The organism is Rhizobium sp. CRRU65, assembly GCF_048551595.1.
Lineage (GTDB): Bacteria > Pseudomonadota > Alphaproteobacteria > Rhizobiales > Rhizobiaceae > Rhizobium > Rhizobium leguminosarum_J.
The window spans coordinates 20886-39845 of record NZ_JBLYZH010000005.1; the positions used below are offsets into that span (position 1 = coordinate 20886).

Genomic DNA, 18960 nt, shown 5'->3' on the forward strand with positions numbered 1-18960 from the left:
TTGAAATAGAGAGGTCACGCATGAAAACGCTGCTGCTCAAGAAGAATGACGTAGGACGGCTTATCGGCATGACGGAAGTCATTGACGCTGTCGAAGAGGCTTACAAGGCCTTCAGCAGCGATCAGGTGGAACAGCCCGACTATATCGGGATTCATCTGCCCTCCCTGCGTGGCGAGATCGACTTCAAGCTTGGCTATTATAAGGTCGCTGAAATCATCTCTATGAAGGCGCATTCCGGAGGGTTCACCAACAACCCGGTAGAACACGGCGTGCCGAACAGCATGGGCACCATTCTCCTGTTTGATGCAAAGAGCTGTGCGTTGATTTGTATCATGGATGGTAGCTTGATCACTGGCCTCAGAACCGGGGCGGCGGGAGCCGTCTCCGTCAAAGCACTGGCGAGAAAGAACGCCAGGACGATTGCGTCGATCGGCACAGGCAATCAGGCAAGAATGCAAATCCGTGCGATCAACGAGATCCTGAAGATCGAAGAGATCCACGCCTGGGATAGCACCTACGAAACAAGTTCCAAATACAAGGCGGACATCGAGCGCGAATTCGGCATTCCCGTCACCGTCGCAAGCTCGAAGAAGGAGGCGGTCGAGCGGGCCGACATCTTGATCACAACGACCCGAGGGAAAGGGTCGCTTGTGGAAGCGGAATGGGTAAAACCCGGTACACACATCGTTGCGATCGGCACGGATCAACGCGGCAAACAGGAACTGGAACCGGAACTTTTCCGAAATGCCAAAATCATCGTCGACTCGCTTTCACAATGCACGGAAAAGGGCGAGACTTGGCACCCGCTGAATAAAAACATCATTACCAAGGACGACATCCACGGCGAAATCGGCGAGGTATTGTTGGGGAGGAAGCCGGGACGAGAAAGTGATGACGAAATCACTATTTTTGACTCCACGGGGATGGCCATACAAGACAATACGACAGCCAACAAAATCTATCAGAACGCAATAGCCAACAACGTCGGCGCTTTCTTTCAGTTTTTCGAGTGATGACCATGCGCAACTACCCCACCATTCAAGACATTCGTGAAGCTCAGGAACGGCTGAAACCGCACATCAGGCACACGCCGCTATTGCGCGCGGAAAAGATGGAAAGCGCCGCTGGTTGTCAGCTCTATCTCAAGCCGGAAACCCTGCAGATTACGGGTGCATTCAAAATTCGCGGCGCCCTGAACAAGGCTCTCTCGCTATCGCGGGAAGAGATCGCGAACGGCATCATCGCAACGTCGTCGGGCAATCATGCCCAAGGGATTGCCTATGCTGCCAGGTTGCTCGGCGTAAAAGCAATTTTGGTGCTTCCGGTCACCACGCCCAAAATTAAAATTGAAAACACAAAGGCACTCGGGGCAGAAGTCATTCTTTTCGATGGCGACACCGCCGCCAGGTGGAAAAGGGTGTATGAAATCGCTGAAGAAAACAAATACGCAGCTGTTCACGCTTTCGAGGACCCCGTCGTGATGGCCGGCCAGGGCACGATCGGCTGTGAAATACTGCAGGATCTCGCCGATGTAGATACGGTCATTGTTCCCATTGGCGGCGGCGGGCTAATCTCGGGAATCGCGACTGCCATCAAAGAATCGAAACCATCAGTGCGCGTCATTGGGGCGGAACCCGCCCTGACGCCGAAGTATTTTCAGAGCCGTATAAACAAGGAGCGCACATCGCTTCCCTTGAAGAACACTATTGCGGATGGGCTGAGGATAAGCGTTCCGGGCCAGAATCCTTTTCCGATTATCGAAAAGTATGTGGACGAGATTGTTCTTGTTGAAGACGAGCATATCATTGCCGGGATGCGTGCTCTTGCCAAGGACGCGAAACTCATTGCTGAACCCGCCGCATCCATCGGCGTGGGAGCTCTGTTGGCAGGCGCCATAGATGTCGAGCCCGACGAAAAAGTTTGTGTCGTGTTGTCTGGCGGAAACTGGGATCTATGCGACCTTGCCGAGATATACAATGCGGAGAGGTGATCGCCACTCGCGATCACCTCGGAGTACAGACATGATTATTATGTTTCGCCCAGAGACAATGGACGTGCAATCAACGGACTTCCGCCCGACCAAGTCAGCCGATAGCCTGGCTGGCCAGGCAGAAAGTCTGAACCGCTGGTGTTTGAGGGTGGCCCGCAGCACCTCGAACCATCGCTACGACTCCATCCGCTTGAGGTAGCCCCCACCCCTTGAGCGACGACGAAAGGCCCGTCTGTTCAGGGATGTCGATCCGTACGAAGCGACCCTCCTTGCCTGAGAGGATGAATGCGAGCAAGTCCCTCGCCTGTTCGAAGTTTTCCGCAACGACCGGCCCGACCACTTCGCCCTTTCCAAACAACCGCGTCGACGCAAACGCGACGATACGATCATCGTTCCGAATGACCGCGAACCTTCCCTCCTTCGACAGGACATCGTTTAATGCCTCGCGCGAGGCGCCGAACGCCGCACGATCGAGCGCTTTGATTGCCGGCAGGGCGTCGGGCCCGACCCACTCAACATTTTCAGAAGCATTGATGCGATTGACGATGCCTTGGTGGCGGACGATCTGATGTGTCGCAACAAAGCCCAGTTTTTCGTAAAGCGGTAAGCCGTCATTTGTCGCCGTCAAGCGGCATTCCCGATTCCCCGCGAGTTCCAGCACGGCGGTGGTCAATTTTCTTCCCAATCCCCGGCCGCGCTGGCTTTCGTCGACAATGATCATATTGATGGCTGAGCAGGTGTCTCCGAAGGGAGTCATGAGAGCTGTTCCCACGACCCGGTCGCCAGCGAGTGCAACGCGCCCCTGGCTCAGCGACCATATCACTACCCAGTCTTCTCTCCTGTGAGCCCAACCCGCCGCACGCGAAAGCGCCACCGCATCATCCAGATGGTGAGCCTCGAAAGGCGCAAGAACGACGGATTCCGTTTGCATGAGTTCATCCATTTCGTGGGTCTCTGCGCTCACCTCGAAAGAACAGCGGCGGGTTTTGGTGACACAGGGGCGTAAGATTGACGTCTAGGCCGAACCGCGACAAGCTTGGCATATAGGCCTTCGAGTTTGGAAGTCGGCATGGGCGGATAAACCGCCCATCCAGTTTCGGGTGGAAGCATCTGAAGGCCTTGCCTGCCGGATTGCTCCGTTTCCGCCCCGTCGCCGAGAGTCCCGTGATCAGGTGACGGTGACGAAGATTTTTCGCACCGTCTCTATGGTCTTCCAAACGCCGACATAGCCGGGCTTCATCACGAAGCTGTCGCCTGCACGATATGTGACAGGCTCCTTTCCCTTCTCGGTCAGTTCGATGACACCGTGGACGAGATGGCAAAATTCAAAAGTCTCACCCTTGATGGAGTGCGTTTCGCCGGGCGTGGCCTCGAAGACGCCGGTATTGACTGTGCCGTCCTTGGCGGTGTCCTGCAACCATGTCTTGAACGCGGGGCTGCCCGCGATGAGGCGATCCGGCTCTGCAGTTTTATGCTTCGGCTCGAACAATGGATTCGGGTCGATGGTTTTCAGTAGCGACATTTATCTCTCCTAGGTCTGGCTTCAGCCACCCGCGTCACCTTTGGATGGCTTTGAGCCGGCTTGACTTTCCAGGCCATTACCATGGCATAGCGAAACGTACCTGCGTTGATCGCGCGTCTACCAAGCGGCGGCGATGTATTTCGTTTCGAGATATTCGAGCATGCCGTGGTGGCTGCCTTCGCGTCCGAGGCCGCTCTGTTTCATGCCGCCGAACGGCGCGGCAGCGTCGGATACGACACCTCGGTTGATTCCCACCATGCCGCTTTCCAGCCTGCCCGCGACTGCGAGCGCGCGCTTGAGGTCCCGGCTAAAGACATAGGATACCAATCCATATTCGGTGTCGTTGGCTAGTTCGACGACCTCGTCTTCAGTATCGAACGCGATGATTGGCGCGACCGGACCGAAGATTTCTTCTCGAAGTATCTCAGCATCGGCAGAGACGTTGGCGAGGACGGTCGGTAGATAATAGAAGCCCTCGCCGCTCAATCTGCTGCCACCGGTAACCAGATTGGCTCCCTTGGCGATAGCGTCGTCGACCAGGCGCTCGACCTTGGCCACCGCGGCTTCGGTGATCAGTGGGCCAAGCTGCTTATCCGCGGCCAGGCCTGGTCCTACTTCGAGTGCGGCCATCTCTTCCGCGAAGCGACGCGTGAAGTCAGCCAGAATCCTCTTTTGCACGTAGAAGCGGTTCGCGGCTGTACAAGCCTCACCGCCGTTGCGCATCTTGGCGACCATTGCGCCGGCGACAGCGGTTTCCAGATCGGCATCATCGAAAACGATGAAAGGCGCATTGCCGCCCAGTTCCATTGAACAACTGACGACTTGGTCCGCCGCCTCGCGCAGCAGGATCCTGCCAACGCCTGTCGAGCCGGTGAACGACAGCTTCCGTACCCGCTTGTCATGCAGCATCGCGCTGACCACAGGGCCTGCTTTCTTCGTGGTAACGATGTTGACCACCCCGGCGGGAACACCTGCCTGTCGCATGAGCTCTCCGATCGCCAGCGCCGTAAGAGGGGTCTCGGCTGCGGGTTTCAGGATGCAAGTACAGCCCGCGGCCAACGCGGGAGCAATTTTGCGCGTAGCCATTGCTGCCGGGAAGTTCCAAGGCGTTACCAATACGGCGATACCAATCGGCTCATGGCTCACGATGATCTGGTTCGCGCCGGAAGGTGCAGGTCCGAATTCACCGGGAGATCTTACCGCCTCTTCGGCATACCAGCGGAAAAACTCGGCCGCGTAGGCGACTTCCGATCTTGCGTCGGCAAGTGCCTTGCCATTTTCAACTGTGATCAGTTGCGCCAGCCATTCTGCCTGTTCGAGGAGAAGGTGAAAACACTTCATCAGAACATCCGAGCGCCGGCGCGGCGGAGTTGCCTTCCAGGCCGCAGCCGCCTTTTCTGCCGCATCGACGGCCGCCATCGCGTCCGGGATGTCGGCGTCACAGACGGTGGCGATTGCATCAGCAGTCGAGGGATCGATCACATCAAAGGTCCGGCCGCCTTGCGCGGCGACCCATTGGCCGCCAATGAACAGTTGGCTGGGAGCATCGCATGCTACAGCAGCCGCCTGCGAAGGAGCAACACGGGTTGTTTCAAGTGTTGGAGTTGTTTTCACGTTCACCACCATTCGCTACCAATCAGGATCGTCATGCGATCAATATACAATTGGTTTCACGATTGGTGTCAATATAGATCAAATTGGTTGCGCAGATTATTTTCCATGCTCGAAGACTGGGGATGCGGTGATAGGGCTAAGTTCGTTGACGGAACCGCCAGCGCAACAGCATTTCAGGGGTCTTTGGCGGCATTAATGCGGACAAAGCCACAGCTGTTATCGGTCGGTGACAACACGCAGCCGTCAGGCCGACATTATTTTGCAGTCGGTTGATAGTTCCAATGTCAGTAAGGGCCGGGCCGCATACAGAGACGCTAGGAACGCGTTGCATCAATTTTGCGAGCCGACATCCTCAAGCGTATCCAACCGAGAAACTGCGGATGCCGCTCGAAAAAAACGGCCGGGCACGAACAAAGAACGCTCGCCAACACGTTCTGTCGCCGGACTGCATTTCTCAACGCCCCCATCAGGGGCGCTCGGCTGGCAAAGATCGCCTGCCATCAACTTTCGAAAAGCGTCCCAGCGCCGTGCGCTTCGGCGCGCGCAAACGCAAGCGTGGCAATGGCCGTGTCTTGAACACCGGTTCCCGTAAGATCGGCAATCGTGATCTCCGAGACACTTTTGCGACCCGTCTTGGTGCCTGTGACAATCTGGCCCAGTTCCGCAAACTCCGTATCGCCCGAGACTAGGCCGGCTTCAATGGCATGGTGGAGTTCACCCAGTCTCCGCGTTTGTTTGAGGCTGTCGGCCACATAAACATCTGCGCGGGCGATGGCCATCGGGTCGATTTCATTCTTATGTTCCGCATCCGAACCCATAGCTGTCAGATGCTGCCCGGGTTCAAGCCAAGAAGCATCGACAATTGGCCGGTTCGCTGGTGTGGTCGTGACGATGATCTGGGACCCGGCGATTGCCTTTTTAGGATCGTCAAACGCGGAAATCGAAAGGTTTCGTTTGCCTGCGAATTGTTCGACGAGCGACTGTGCCTTGCGGGGATCACGCGCCCAAACACGGATCTCTCGAACCGGCCTCACCAACATGAGGGCTTCAAGTTGCAGCCTCGCCTGAACGCCTGCTCCGAAGACCGTCACGATCGACGCATCCTTCTGCGCCAGATGGTTTGCCGCAACAGCGCCGGCGGCAGCCGTGCGAACATCGGTGAGATAGCCGTTATCCAGCAAAAGAGCCTGTACCAGGCCGGTTTTACTCGAAAGCAAAACCATCATCCCATTGGTGCTCGGTAGCCCGATCTTCGGATTGTCGAAGAAGCCGGGACTGATCTTGATGGCAAAGCCGCTTACGCCCCGAATATACGCCGTCTTCACATCGACTTCGCCCCTGCTGTCAGGGACGTCGAGACGCAGAATCGGCGGCATTTTAACTGCATTCTCCATCGCCAGCGCGCGGAAGGCATTTTCAACACAATTCACCGCATCGATGTCGAGCGGTACGATCGACCTGAGCTCCGACTCAGTCAATATTCGTATTGTCGGCATTAGCTTCCCTCACCAATCGTATTGAGCCCGTTGACCACGTTCCTGTGCAACGCCATGTCGATGTTTCCGCCCGAAAGGATTGCCGCGATCGGGCCTTCAACGTGCGCCAATTTCCCTGAGAGCAGCGCAGCAATACCGACCGCGCCAGCACCCTCGACTATCTGACGCTCATATTCATAAGCGTGGCGTATGCCGGCCGCTATTTCACCCTCGTCGACGAGCACGACGTCGTCGAGAAGGATTTTGCACATTTGGAACGTCCAGACGTTAGCCAATCCGATGCCGCCACCGAGCGAATCGGCGAAGCTTCGATGCTCTTCGACCTGGACCGGGTGGCCCGCATCAATGCTGGCCTTCATCGCCGCTCCCCGCTCCATGGTAATGCCGATCACCTTGATCTCCGGCCGCACCGCCTTGACGGCCGCCGCGACACCTGCTGCCAATCCGCCGCCCGACACGGGAACAAGAACCGCCGCGACTTGAGGCATCGCCTGGACGATTTCAAGACCGAGGGTAGCCTGGCCGGCGATGATCCGGGGGTGGTCGAAGGGCGGGATCATGCTGAGGCCTTCCTCCGCGACCAGCCGATCAACCTCCTCTTGCGCATCATCTTGCGAAGACCCGACGATCCGCACGAATGCACCTAGCCGGCGGATTTCAGACACCTTGTTTTCGGGCACAAGTCGCGACATGCAAATGGTCGCGCGGGCGCCCATCGCCTGAGCGGCGTAGGACAGAGCGCGTCCGTGATTGCCGGTGGAAGCCGCGATAATGCCTCGATCGCGCTCGGACTGGCTGAGCTGCAGAATGGCATTGGTCGCCCCTCGAAGCTTGAAGCTTCCGGTCAGCTGGTGATGCTCCATCTTCAGGCTGACCTGCGTCCCGATCAGTTCAGACAGCGCCGCCGACATCACGAGAGGCGTGTCGCGGATATGCTTGACAATGCGCTCGCGCGCTTGCTCGATCGTGTCCAGGCTAATCATGTTTTTTCACTTGAAACGGGGCCTCACTATCTGTGATCCGCTGTGCTACGCTCTGCACCTCAGCTTTTCTGGCGACGGCGCAGCGTCTTTCTGTCGTGACGCTCATACAGCGAGTAAACAATGGGAATGAACCAGGGTTTGCCGTTAAAGAATGGCACGGCCCTGGGAGCTGCGTCGAAATCGAATGCGGAGCGCGACTGTTCCGCGTCGCCCAGGATCTTGAACGCAGCTTTCTTGCCTAGCCATCTGGCCCATACGACACCGGAGCCGCAATAGCCGGTCGCATAGACCGTATTCCCCCGCGAGAACATGCGAGGGATCATGTCGCGGTTCATGGCCACATAGCCGAACCAGCTATGCGTAATGTTTATCCCCGCGAGTTCCGGGAAAAGCCTTGCAAGTTCGGTTTGCAGATGCCTGGTCGGAGCCGCTGGATCTCCCTCGGTCGTGCCATCGCGTCCGCCAAACAAGATTCGGGAACCATCGTGCGACGGCCGATAATAGTAGCTGAGCTTGCGCATGTCGCCATACATCATGCGTGGCGGCATCAGCAGATCCATCATCTCTTTATCCAGCGCTTCAGTTGCAATGATCCTGCTGCGGACAGGAACAAGGCGTCGACGCAGCCACGGGTCGAAACCGTCGGTGTAGCCGTCGGTGCAGACAAGAAGCTTGCTGGCGAAGACATCGCCACGCTCGGTTTGAACTCGCACGCCACCAGCCTCGTTGACCGAGCCAAGGACTGCGGTATTTTCATGAATGACCGCGCTCGATGAGCTTACCAGGGCGATCATGGCCGCGAGCAGTTTTGCCGGCTGAAGACCACCGACATCCTTACGTACAAACCCTCCGATATAAAGGTCTGTCCCGATGAACTTCCGGACGTCGGCCCTTTCCACGGGATATGCCTCGACACCGAGGTTCTGTTGCAGGAAGTCTGCCTGACGACGGAGTTCTTCGGCCTCGTCAGTCGTCATGGCGCCGCTGAAGACGCCAGACAGGGAGAAATCGCATTCTATATTTTCCTCTCTCAGGAAGCGCCAAAGATCCTCTCGCGCCGCCTTGCCTTCGAGGAGAATGGCTTGTGCCCTCTCCTGCCCGAACCGCTTGATGAGATCCTTGCGCCCCGGGCGGATACTTCCGCTGGCCATGCCTCCATTTCGGCTGGATGCCGCCTGGCCAAGAGCCTGGCGGTCAAACAGCTGGACATGCTTGCCGGCACGGGCAAGTTCGAGTGCAGCCGACAAACCAGTATACCCGCCGCCAACGATCGCCACATCGCATGTCTTTTCCACGTCTCGAGCTGGCAGGGACGGCAAGCGGCAGTCCTCCCACCAGTAGGGCGTTGACTTGATTGGATGTCTTTGAGCTTGGGTCATGAGCAGGTAGGTTCCGGAAAGATGACTTGAGTTGGTGATGACTTAGTCTCGGGAGACCCAGAGCTTGCGCGTCGTTTCGATGACCCGCCAGGTTCCAACGAAACCCGGATGCATGGCGAAAGCGTCGCCGGCCACGATGCGCCGCGGCTCACAGCCGTCCTCGATCAGTTCGGAAACACCTGAAAGAATGACGCAAAATTCGAAGGTTTCGCCCTTGATCGAGCGGTACGCGCCGGGTGTTGCTTCCCATACGCCGGAGCGAACAACACCATCAGTTGTCTGTGCGATGTCCCAGCTCCGGAACTGCGGGTTGCCCTCGACAAGTCTGTCAGGCGCTGGCTGACCCTTGCGCGGTTCAGGAAGATTGTTCTGATCGACGAAGGTGAGATTGGACATGCTATTTCCTTTTTGAAGGTGATTATCGGACGATCGACAAGCGTCGTTCGAGAAGTTTCAATGCGGTGAGAGCAACGACGTTCATGGCGAGATAGAGGGCAGCGGTGATGATGAAGATGTCCATGATCGCGAAGGTCTCGCTCATCAATCTCTTGGCATATCCAGTGACTTCCAGGACAGTGATTGTCGATGCGAGGCTCGATTCCTTGACGATAATGGCCGCCTCGCTGCTGTAGGCAGGCAAAGCCTGGCGCAATGCCAACGGAAATTTCACTCGTGTGAAGACATGCCAGGGGGACATGCCGCAGGCTTCGGCCGCCTCGATAAGCCCCTTGGGAAGAGAGAGGAAACCCGTGCGGAAAATTTCACCGGTGTAGGCGCCGGTATTCAGCACGACGGCGAGGATCGCCGCGTGCAATCCATCACCAATCATCCACCACAGCACCGGGTTGTGACGGATGAAGCTTACCTGCGCCAGTCCGTAGTAAATGACGAAGATCTGAACCAACATCGGCGTCCCGCGGAAGATCGCGCAGTAGGTGTCGCAGCTGTTGCGTAAGATCCTGTTCTTCGAGCCGCGGCCAAGACCGACAGCGATACCAAATGGGAATCCGAAGCCAATTCCGAACAGGGCGATCAGCAATGTCGTCTTGGCGCCGACCAGCAAAAAGGGCACGGCATATCTGACAATCTCGAGATCCATGTCATCGCCCTCCGAAGCCGCGATTCAGCGCACGTTCCGCCCTGGAGAACAGGCCTTGGCTGACCGCTGTCATACCGAAGAACAACGCCGCGGCGATGCAATAAAAGAGGAGAGGAGAGCGCGTGATCCCGGCCGCGATCGCCGCAGTTCTCATCAGTTCCTGCAGCCCGACAACCGAGATCAGGGACGTATCCTTGATCGTCATCTGCCAGACGTTGTTGATCCCTCCGAGCGCCAGACGCAAAGCCAGTGGAAACGTGATACGGAAGAACGTGACCGTGGCTGGCAAGGCAAGCGACCGCGCGGCTTCAAGCAGTCCATGCGGCACCGCCTGAAGTGCACCGCGGATCACCTCGATGGAATAGGCGCACGAGATTGCGGCTATGGCGATCACGCCGATGATATACGGGTAGGCATTGTCGACCGAGTCCTGATAGCCGAAAGCGCTCGTGATGGTTTTGACCCAATCGACGGACCCGAAAAACAGCAGGTAGATCACCAGCAGCCCCGGAACACCACGAACGACGATGCTATACGCATCGACCAATTGCGAAACCACGGCGACTTTCTGCCAGCGCAAGACAGCCAATGGGGTGGCAATAACGAAACCCAAAGACATTCCGAGAAGACCGATCGCGATCGTGATGGCACTTCCCCGCAGCAGAGCAAGGGCCCAGCCTCGCTCCACCATCAATATCCAGAAATCAGCTAGCATGGACACCATCCCAATGACCTGCCTTGGACCAATCCAAGACAGGTCTCATCGTCAAAGATCACTTCTTGCAGGGAATGGTATAGTCGTCCTGGAACCAATGCATCGAGGCTTCTTTCACTTTGCCATCATTGATCATCTTGCAAAGCGCGGCGTCCACCTTCGCCTTTAGTTCCGTGTTGCCCTTGCGCACCCCAACGCCCATGCCGCGTCCAAGAACGTCCGGGTCATCCATTGCCATGATCTTCACGTCGATCTTCGTGAAGTTTGCGCCATCCGGCGTTGGAAAAAAATCCATCCAGGTCGGAGAATCTCCGAAAGCGACGTCGATACGGCCGCTTGCAAGGTCGGCGGTTTGCTGAGTGACAGCGTCGTATGTCTTCAGATCAACGCTTGGCATCCGCTTTTCGATGAATTTGGCGTAGGTCGTGCCTGTGACGACGCCGACGCTTTTGCCTTCAATAGCCTTTTCAATTTCCGCCAGGCTCTTGAGACCGGCGAGCGGAGAATCCTTCGCAACGACGAAATAGAGCGGGGTTGTCGCATAGGGGATGGAATAGTCGATCTTTTTCTGGCGCTCGGCGGTAATCCCGAGGCCGGATATAATGACGTCGAACCGATCGGTGTCCATGGACGGGACAAGCGAACTGAACGTCTGCACAACAAACTCACACTTTAACTTGAGCTCGGCGCAGATACCATTGGCGATGTCCGCGTCAAACCCGGTGACGTTTCCGTTCGGATCAGCCATGCTGAACTTCGGCGCATCGCCCTCCGTGCCGATGCGCAGTACCCCGTCCTTAGCCGAAGCGGCCGTGGCCAGAGCGGAAACGAGCAGGCTGGTTGCCAGCGCCGACTTGATGATTTTGCTGATGATCATGTCTGTTACCCTTTTATCGTTGTTGTTGTGGCCCGATGCCTCTAGGCGCAGGCCGGCATGACGCCTGACAGGAACCGCTTGACCCCTTCTGTCGCGGGATTTCGAAGTAGTTCTGTCGGCGTGTCGTCCTGCTCAAGGCGGCCCTCTTGCAGGAATATCATCCGGTTCGATACGTCGCGTGCGAACCGCATTTCGTGTGTGACGAGGAGGATCGTGGCACCCTCTTCGGCCAGAGTTCTGATAACCTTCAGCACTTCCCCGACGAGTTCCGGGTCGAGTGCGGACGTTGGCTCATCGCACAACATCAATTTCGGTCGCATCGCCAGCACACGTGCGAAGGCGACCCGTTGCTGCTGCCCACCAGATAACTGATGTGGGTAGCGCTCTGCGAAATTTGCCATGCCAACCTTCGACAAGGCGGCCAACGCAACCTCTTCGGCCTCTTTTTTGCTCAAGCCCAGCACATAGACCAGGGCCTCGGTCACGTTGCCGAGGACGTTACGGTGGGGCCAGAGGTTGAAGTTCTGAAACACCATGCCGATCCGCTGGCGAAACGCTCTGATGTAGGAAGCGTTGACGATCTCGCTTTCGCCACCCTCTTTGCGATTGACGGAGATTGCCTGGCCCATGAACTCGATCTGCCCGGAGGTCGGCGTCTCCAGGAAGTTGATGCAGCGAAGGGCGGTGCTTTTTCCACATCCTGACGATCCGATCAGGGAAATGACCTCACCTTCGCGCATGCGAAAGCTGATGCCATCCAACACCTTCGTGGATCCGAACGTCTTGGTGAGTTCGTGGACCTTCAGGACCTCGCTCATGCGTGAAAACTTTCCAGCCAATTGGTCATCTACTATCCCGCCATTGCGCCTTGAGCGTCCAATTCCTTCATCACCTCGTCGACCGCGGCTTTCGCGATCGCGACCATTTCATCGATTTCGGCTTCCGTCATGACCAACGGCGGAGCAAAGCCCAAGATGTCCCCGTGTGGCATCGCCCGGGCAATCAGGTTGCGATTGCGAGCCGCTTGGGAAATGCGCGCTCCGACTTTGAGACCCGGATCGAACGAGGACTTGGTGCCACGGTCGGAGACGAACTCGATGGCCGCCAGCATGCCGACACCACGGACTTCCCCGACGATCGGATTCTGCTCGAATTCTGCCCTCAGCCGCTGCAAAAGATAAGTGCCTTTGGTCGCGGACTGGCCCGCCAGGTTCTCCCGCTCAACGATATCGAGGACTGCGTTTGCGGCCGCTGCGCCGATCGGATGGCCGGAATAGGTGTAGCCGTGTGAGAAGGATCCCACCAGAGGCGTCGCTTCCTCCATGACCTCATAGACTTTCTGCGAAATGATCGCGGCCGACAGCGGCACATAGGCAGACGTCAAGCCCTTGGCGACGGTGACTAGATCGGGCTCGATGCCATAAAGATCCGAACCGAACATGGCGCCGGTGCGGCCAAATCCGCAGACCACCTCGTCAGCAATCAGCAGCACGTCGTATTTCTTCAGCACAGCCTGGACTTTCGTCCAGTATCCCGCCGGCGGCGGTATAATGCCCCCCGTCCCAAGGACCGGCTCCGCTATGAAGGCGCCGATAGTGTCCGGCCCCTCGGCGAGAATAAGCGCTTCCAGCTCTTCGGCGCGGCGCTGTGAAAAGGTTTCTTCGGTCTCGCCAGGCATCGCACCACGATAGAAATGTGGGACACCGGTGCGCAGAATTCCCGAAACCGGCAGATCCATGTGATCGTGATAGAAGCTCAGGCCCGTCATGGAGCCGGAAACCACTGAACACCCATGATATCCACGCTCGCGCGAGATGATCTTCTTCTTCTGCGGTTTTCCGCGAAGATTGTTGTAATACCAGACGATCTTTGCCTGCGTCTCATTCGCATCCGAACCTGACAGCCCGTAGAAGACCTTCGACATGTTGCCGGGCGCCATTCGCACCAGTCGGTCGGAAAGACGTGCGAGCTCCTCCGTCGTGTGCGCGGCGTAGGAATGATAATAGGCAAGCTTGTAGGCCTGACGGGCGATCGCCTCGGCGACTTCGGTGCGGCCGTAGCCGACATTGACGCAATAAAGGCCTGCAAACCCGTCGAGATATTCCCGGCCGGACGCGTCCCGGATACGAACGCCTTTTCCAGTCTCGACGATGGTAGGTTCAGTCTCGCCCGCCGCGTAATCCTTGAGGTAGGTGAACGGGTGCAGAACTGTCCTACGGTCCATGTCTGCTAATTCAGCGATATTGGTCATGGTTATTTCCTCATGCGGCCGTCAAAACAAACGCACCGTATTTCATGTGGTCAGGAGCGAGATCGCCGCCCCGAGTATGTCGCACTGTCGTCCTCCGCTTGAACATTTTTTGTCGCCTCACTCCTTTGCAAAATGAAGCGTAAGGCCATTTGAACGCCGCATTTCCCGATAAATATTGATCTGACGAAGAAATCCTGCTTTTTGAGGCGGCAAAACGATGAAATTATGCGGATTTTCCCATGCAACTTGACCGCCTTGATGCTCGCCTGCTCAGCATCGTGCAAAATCACAACAAGCACAGCAGCGAAGAACTCGGCGCGATGGTTGGTCTATCGGCCACTGCGGTGCAGCGCCGCCTCAAACGGCTGCGTGAGGCGGGTGTGATCGAGGCCGAAGTGTCGATTGTGAAACACAAGTTCGTCGGGCGGCCCATCGCGATGCTTGTGCTGGTGACGCTCGAGCGCGAAAGAGCAGACATTGTTGACCGCTTCAAGCAATCGATACGGCAGATGCCGGAAGTCATGAACGGCTATTATGTAACCGGGGACGCGGACTTCGTCCTGATTGTCACTGCCCAAAGCATGGAGGACTATGAGGTTTTTACCCGCAAGTTCTTCTATGAAAATCCCGATATCAAAGGTTTCAAGACAATGGTTGTCATGGACCGGGTCAAGACGGGATTTTCAGTTCCGATCGACTTTGATCAATTCTCCTGAGGTTTTTCCCACGGAGATCGGGCCCCGTTTTGACGGATCGCGCCTGAAGCAAAATCGGCTTTTCTCGGCTGGACCATCTTATCCGTTCAAGTTCTCGCGCGGAATGGGACGGCACAGCAAGACGGCGGTTGAATGAGCAAAATGCACGGCAGATTGGTCTGTTTGCGCCGTTCCGACTGAGCGATCCGCATCCGATGATATGCGCACAGATCGCTTCACCGGAGGGTACCACATGAAAATATACAACATTGCTCTGATCGGATTTGGTGGCGTCAACCGCGCGTTGGCCGAACTCATCGCGACGAAGAACCTGCTGTGGGAACGGGATCTCGGTTTCCGCCTGAACATCGTTGCTGTCAGCGACCTTTATCTCGGTTCCGTAATTTCGCCGAACGGCCTCGACGCCAGGACACTCGTTGAAGCGAATTTCGCAAAGGGCGGCTTTGGTCGGCTTTCTGGGGGCAGCGCGGAAGCCGATAACGAGACGATCATCAAGACGGCGCCTGTCGACATCGTCGTGGAAGCGACATTTACAAACCCCAAGGACGGCGAGCCGGCCGTTTCGCACTGCCGCTGGGCCCTCAAGTCCGGCAAGCACGTCGTCACCACCAACAAGGGGCCCGTCGCAATCGCTGCTCAGGAACTAAAGGCTCTTGCCAAGGCAAACGGCGTTCATTTCGAATATGAGGGCTCCGTCATGAGCGGCACCCCCGTCATACGTATGGCAGAGAAGACCCTTGCCGGCGCAGAGATGAAAGGGTTTGAAGGAATTCTGAATGGCACATCAAACTTCGTCCTCGGCCGCATGGAGAATGGTCTCGACTTCGCCAGCGCCGTCGCGGAAGCGCAGGCACTCGGCTTTGCCGAAGCCGATCCGACCGCCGACGTCGAAGGTTTCGACGTCCGCCTCAAGGTGGTGATCCTCGCAAACGAGCTGCTGGGAGCAAACCTCAAGCCGGAGGAAGTCTTCTGCGAAGGCATTTCCAAGCTTTCTCCTTCCGACATCGAAGCAGCGGCAAAGGCCAACAGCCGTTGGAAGTTGATCGGATCGGCCTTTCGCAATGCCGACGGGACGATAACCGGCATCGTTGCTCCCAAACAGCTACCGCTCGAGCATCCGCTCGCCGGTGTCAACGGCGCTACCAATGCAGTCTCGCTGAACACCGAACTGCTGGGCTCTGTCACTGTCACAGGTCCAGGCGCCGGCCGGACCGAGACCGCCTATGCGCTGCTGTCCGACATTGTCGCCATCCATAATGCCCGGTCTGGCACCCTGGCGAAGGAGGCTGCGTGATGGCAAGCTTCGCCCTGAGCAAAAAGACATCTTCGGCCGAGATCGTCGTCAACAATCCCTTCGACGGCAGCTTGGTCGGTGTGGTCTCGGAGACTAGTGCGGACGCGGTCAACCTGCTGCTTGAGCGCGCCAATCGTGGCGCGAAGATCGCCCGATCGCTTCCCCGCCACCAGCGCTCCGCAATTCTCGAAAAGTCCGCAGCGACCGTTGAAGCCCGAGAGGAGGAATTCGCGCTCCTGATCGTGCGGGAGGCCGGGAAGACAATCACGCAGGCGCGCAAGGAGGTGACACGCTGTGTCAACACTTTGAAGCTCTCGGCGGAAGAGGCCAAGCGAAACGCCGGCGAAGTCATTCCCTTTGACGCCTACGCCGGATCGGAGTCGCGTCAAGGCTGGTATACGCGAGAGCCACTGGGCATCATCACGGCGATCACGCCTTATAATGATCCGCTTAATCTCGTAGCCCACAAGCTCGGCCCCGCCATCGCCGGCGGCAATGCGATACTCCTGAAGCCTTCCGAGCTTACCCCTCTGTCGGCCATCAAGCTGGCGGACGTGTTGATCGAAAGCGGTCTGCCGGAAGAAGTCATCACGGTCGCGGTCGGCGGAGCGGACCTGGGCAAGGCGCTCGTTTCGGCTAAGGAGGTTCGAATGATCTCCTTCACGGGCGGCTTTGCAACCGGCGAGGCCATCGCAAAATCCGCTGGTATCAAGAAACTCGCGATGGATCTCGGTGGAAATGCACCAGTTATCGTGATGGAAAACAGCAATGTTGACGCCGCTGTTGAAGATTGTGTGTCAGGCGCCTTCTGGGCGGCGGGTCAGAACTGTATCGGCACGCAGAGGATTCTAGTTCAGCGCCCGATCTATGAGCGGTTCAAGACCGCGTTCGTGACTCAGACACTTGAGCTGAGAACTGGCGACCCGATGGAAGCTGACACTGACATGGGTCCAATGATCACCGAAAAGGCGGTCGACCGCGCCGCTTCCATGGTCGAGCGTGCCATCGCTGCCGGCGCGGCGCTGCTTTGCGGTCACAAGCTCTCCGGTACACTCTATCCTCCGACCATCCTCGAGAATGTGCCGGCGACGTGCGACGTGTTGAATGAGGAAGTCTTTGCACCGGTAGTCATCCTGCAGCCTTTCGACGAATTGGATGAGGCAATACAACTGGCAAACAACCCGGAGTATAGCTTGCATGCGGGAATCTTTACCAACGATCTCGCCGACGCTTTCGATGCCGCCAAGAGGATCGATGCCGGGGGTATAATGATCAATCAGTCATCCGACTACCGATTCGACGCGATGCCCTTTGGAGGTTTCAAATACGGCAGCATGGGACGCGAAGGCGTGCGCTTCGCTTACGAAGACATGACCCAGCCGAAGGTCATCTGCATCACCCGGTTGCAGCGCTGACCGGCCAGCCAGTCTAAGACCATCGTTGCCTCCCGACATTGATATATTCCAATGATCTGTCGCCGTGCTTGCCCCCTTCGCCGATCGTAAAGTCGATGAGGCTGCGTTTGGCAGCCTCATCAGGCAAATCGCCGAGGACACGTCAGGGTTTGCCCTGCGGAACCACGGGAAAAAGCCAATGCTTAGCCAGGAAGAATACAAGCGCGTCGTCGAAATGGCGATCGAGACTGCATATGGCCGCATGGACGGCATACGCGTGCATCGACCGATAGTCGCCAGTCCTATTTTCGGATCACGGAGGAGAGTGCAAAAGAAGTCAGTGTGTCGCGCACACCGGGCATCTCGGCTATGAGGTGCCAAATTTGCGTTATGCGGTCTGCCTTGGAAGACTCTACCCTGACAAGGAGATCGAAATCGCCGGTCATCACATCGCAAGCGACCACTTCCGGGATTTTCCGAAGCGCCTGAATAACATCCCCGCCCCTCATGCGATCATGGCGATAGACGAAGACGATCGCGGTCGTCACGTTTTGGCTAGTTGCTCCATCGCCGGTGACGATCGTATATCCCTTGATGAAGCCTTCTCGCTCAAGTCGCTCTATCCGAACCCGCACGGCGTTGCGCGAAAGATTTACCTTCGCCGACAACTCGGCATGCGAGGTTCGAGCGTTGGCCTTCAATGCGGCCACTATCTGTTCGTCGGTCCGATCAAGAAGATTTTTCATGGAGTTAGAGCCGATGGACTACCTAGAATGTCCGAAGTTGCCGAACGATAAGCTAACACGGCCACTTCCGGTAGGAAGCTTCCTTCCTTCTGGCTGGCAAGCCGTCTAGCCGTGGACGCCATGATGAACCCTGGTAAGGCTTCCTTTTCGGGGGCAGTCAGTTGTCGAACCTCTTCGTAACCCTGAAGCAGCGCACGTGCCCGATCCTTGTTCAGTTCACCGCCGGGTTCCGCCACCCAACCGACCAGCACATCTGCAATCTCCGATACGAACGCATCGTCGTGGCGAAGCCTGAAGTTAATGATCCCGCTCACGTCATTTCCAACGAAAAAGACATTCGCCTGGGCCAACGCGCCGTGAACTGTCCCAGTTGGAAGGGCCGGCGCCAGAGGCTTTGTCTTCCGTTCAAGAACAGAATGGATTTGAGCCATCGTGCGGCCCAGGCTTCGGCACTTCGCCGGGCCTGCAAGGGTGGACGAGGAGCCTTGGACAAAGCTGACGGTAGCAACCAATCGGTCGGCAGCCCGACACGTGGCATGGCCTTGGAGCGTGCGCAGCGGTCTAGGGCACGGCACGCCATTTTGAAAGAGCGCCTCCATGGTCTCGAAGGCTCTTTCCAGATCAAGAGGCTGGACTCCGTTTTCGAAAAGCGTCACGATGAACTCGCCTTCCTGGGCGCGAAACAGGTAGGTCGTATCAGTGTCGCCATCGGCGATGCCGATCACAGACGAGAGCGATGTGAAACCATAGGCCGCTGTGATCCATTGGCGATCACCGTCAGAAAGCTCGGTAAAAACAGCCATTTTTCGCTCCCTTGTGACGGCCGATGATTTAGCGCTCGAACGAACTCCCACGGTCGCGAGAACTCCCGCATTGCTGCGAGC

At 57.2% G+C, this 18960-nt stretch carries 19 protein-coding genes; 5 read left to right on the forward strand and 14 right to left on the reverse strand.

Annotation, left to right across the window (positions count from 1 at the left end; genetic code table 11):
* Nucleotides 1–20: 20 nt before the first annotated feature.
* Together ACM5SV_RS11620 and ACM5SV_RS11625 are read left to right on the forward strand one after the other, a co-directional pair.
* Nucleotides 21–1013 carry an ornithine cyclodeaminase family protein gene (locus ACM5SV_RS11620; protein ID WP_419425196.1) on the forward strand — a complete coding sequence of 331 codons (993 nt, stop codon included), beginning with the start codon at nucleotides 21–23 and terminating at the stop codon, nucleotides 1011–1013.
* A complete protein-coding gene (locus ACM5SV_RS11625) occupies nucleotides 1013–1990 on the forward strand; it encodes a threonine/serine dehydratase (RefSeq protein WP_172643717.1) in 978 nt (325 codons plus the stop codon). Before ACM5SV_RS11620 ends, ACM5SV_RS11625 begins: the two co-directional genes overlap by 1 nt.
* 94 nt (nucleotides 1991–2084) lie before the next feature.
* On the opposite strand, the gene ACM5SV_RS11630 is transcribed toward ACM5SV_RS11625, so the two are convergent.
* The 12 genes from ACM5SV_RS11630 to ACM5SV_RS11685 all read right to left on the reverse strand — a co-directional run bounded on the left by ACM5SV_RS11630 (nucleotide 2085) and on the right by ACM5SV_RS11685 (nucleotide 13926).
* On the reverse strand, nucleotides 2085–2921 hold the full coding sequence (locus ACM5SV_RS11630) for a GNAT family N-acetyltransferase (RefSeq protein ID WP_419425317.1): 837 nt from the start codon (nucleotides 2919–2921) through the stop codon (nucleotides 2085–2087).
* 237 nt (nucleotides 2922–3158) lie between these two features.
* Nucleotides 3159–3512: a cupin domain-containing protein gene (locus tag ACM5SV_RS11635; RefSeq protein WP_018068425.1), complete on the reverse strand. Its 354-nt coding sequence runs from the start codon at nucleotides 3510–3512 to the stop codon at nucleotides 3159–3161.
* A gap of 117 nt (nucleotides 3513–3629) precedes the next feature.
* Nucleotides 3630–5138: an NAD-dependent succinate-semialdehyde dehydrogenase gene (locus ACM5SV_RS11640; protein WP_419425197.1), complete on the reverse strand. Its 1509-nt coding sequence runs from the start codon at nucleotides 5136–5138 to the stop codon at nucleotides 3630–3632.
* Between the two features lie 488 nt (nucleotides 5139–5626).
* The gene (gene eutC, locus ACM5SV_RS11645; protein ID WP_419425198.1) at nucleotides 5627–6622 is read right to left on the reverse strand and encodes an ectoine utilization protein EutC; all 996 of its coding nucleotides are present in this window, start codon (nucleotides 6620–6622) and stop codon (nucleotides 5627–5629) included.
* On the reverse strand, nucleotides 6622–7605 hold the full coding sequence (gene eutB / locus ACM5SV_RS11650; protein ID WP_024323570.1) for a hydroxyectoine utilization dehydratase EutB: 984 nt from the start codon (nucleotides 7603–7605) through the stop codon (nucleotides 6622–6624). Before eutB ends, eutC begins: the two co-directional genes overlap by 1 nt.
* 59 nt (nucleotides 7606–7664) lie before the next feature.
* Nucleotides 7665–8882, reverse strand: a complete 1218-nt coding sequence (locus ACM5SV_RS11655; RefSeq protein ID WP_419425199.1) for an NAD(P)/FAD-dependent oxidoreductase — start codon at nucleotides 8880–8882, stop codon at nucleotides 7665–7667.
* A 144-nt stretch (nucleotides 8883–9026) separates the two neighbouring features.
* On the reverse strand, nucleotides 9027–9380 hold the full coding sequence (locus ACM5SV_RS11660; RefSeq protein ID WP_419425200.1) for a cupin domain-containing protein: 354 nt from the start codon (nucleotides 9378–9380) through the stop codon (nucleotides 9027–9029).
* Between the two features lie 22 nt (nucleotides 9381–9402).
* Nucleotides 9403–10083, reverse strand: a complete 681-nt coding sequence (locus ACM5SV_RS11665) for an ABC transporter permease (RefSeq protein WP_222335473.1) — start codon at nucleotides 10081–10083, stop codon at nucleotides 9403–9405.
* Nucleotide 10084: 1 nt separating this feature from the next.
* Entirely contained in the window at nucleotides 10085–10798 is a 714-nt protein-coding gene (locus ACM5SV_RS11670; RefSeq protein WP_419425201.1) for an ABC transporter permease subunit, read from the reverse strand.
* A 58-nt stretch (nucleotides 10799–10856) separates the two neighbouring features.
* A complete protein-coding gene (locus ACM5SV_RS11675) occupies nucleotides 10857–11675 on the reverse strand; it encodes a transporter substrate-binding domain-containing protein (protein ID WP_419425202.1) in 819 nt (272 codons plus the stop codon).
* Between the two features lie 41 nt (nucleotides 11676–11716).
* Nucleotides 11717–12493, reverse strand: coding sequence for an amino acid ABC transporter ATP-binding protein (locus ACM5SV_RS11680; RefSeq protein ID WP_222314422.1), 777 nt, complete (start codon nucleotides 12491–12493; stop codon nucleotides 11717–11719).
* A 32-nt stretch (nucleotides 12494–12525) separates the two neighbouring features.
* A complete protein-coding gene (locus ACM5SV_RS11685; RefSeq protein WP_419425203.1) occupies nucleotides 12526–13926 on the reverse strand; it encodes an aspartate aminotransferase family protein in 1401 nt (466 codons plus the stop codon).
* Between the two features lie 239 nt (nucleotides 13927–14165).
* Between ACM5SV_RS11685 and ACM5SV_RS11690 the strand changes: the two genes are divergently transcribed.
* From ACM5SV_RS11690 to ACM5SV_RS11700, 3 genes are all read left to right on the forward strand, one after another.
* On the forward strand, nucleotides 14166–14642 hold the full coding sequence (locus ACM5SV_RS11690; protein WP_130660395.1) for an Lrp/AsnC family transcriptional regulator: 477 nt from the start codon (nucleotides 14166–14168) through the stop codon (nucleotides 14640–14642).
* Between the two features lie 232 nt (nucleotides 14643–14874).
* Nucleotides 14875–15936, forward strand: a complete 1062-nt coding sequence (locus ACM5SV_RS11695) for a homoserine dehydrogenase (RefSeq protein ID WP_419425204.1) — start codon at nucleotides 14875–14877, stop codon at nucleotides 15934–15936.
* Nucleotides 15936–17351, forward strand: coding sequence for an aldehyde dehydrogenase family protein (locus tag ACM5SV_RS11700; protein WP_419425205.1), 1416 nt, complete (start codon nucleotides 15936–15938; stop codon nucleotides 17349–17351). The genes ACM5SV_RS11695 and ACM5SV_RS11700 overlap by 1 nt, the downstream gene beginning before the upstream one ends.
* 281 nt (nucleotides 17352–17632) lie before the next feature.
* On the opposite strand, the gene ACM5SV_RS11705 is transcribed toward ACM5SV_RS11700, so the two are convergent.
* A complete protein-coding gene (locus tag ACM5SV_RS11705; protein ID WP_222335479.1) occupies nucleotides 17633–18076 on the reverse strand; it encodes an Lrp/AsnC family transcriptional regulator in 444 nt (147 codons plus the stop codon).
* The gene (locus ACM5SV_RS11710) at nucleotides 18073–18879 is read right to left on the reverse strand and encodes a phosphotransferase (protein WP_222335480.1); all 807 of its coding nucleotides are present in this window, start codon (nucleotides 18877–18879) and stop codon (nucleotides 18073–18075) included. Before ACM5SV_RS11710 ends, ACM5SV_RS11705 begins: the two co-directional genes overlap by 4 nt.
* Nucleotides 18880–18960 lie beyond the last annotated feature (81 nt).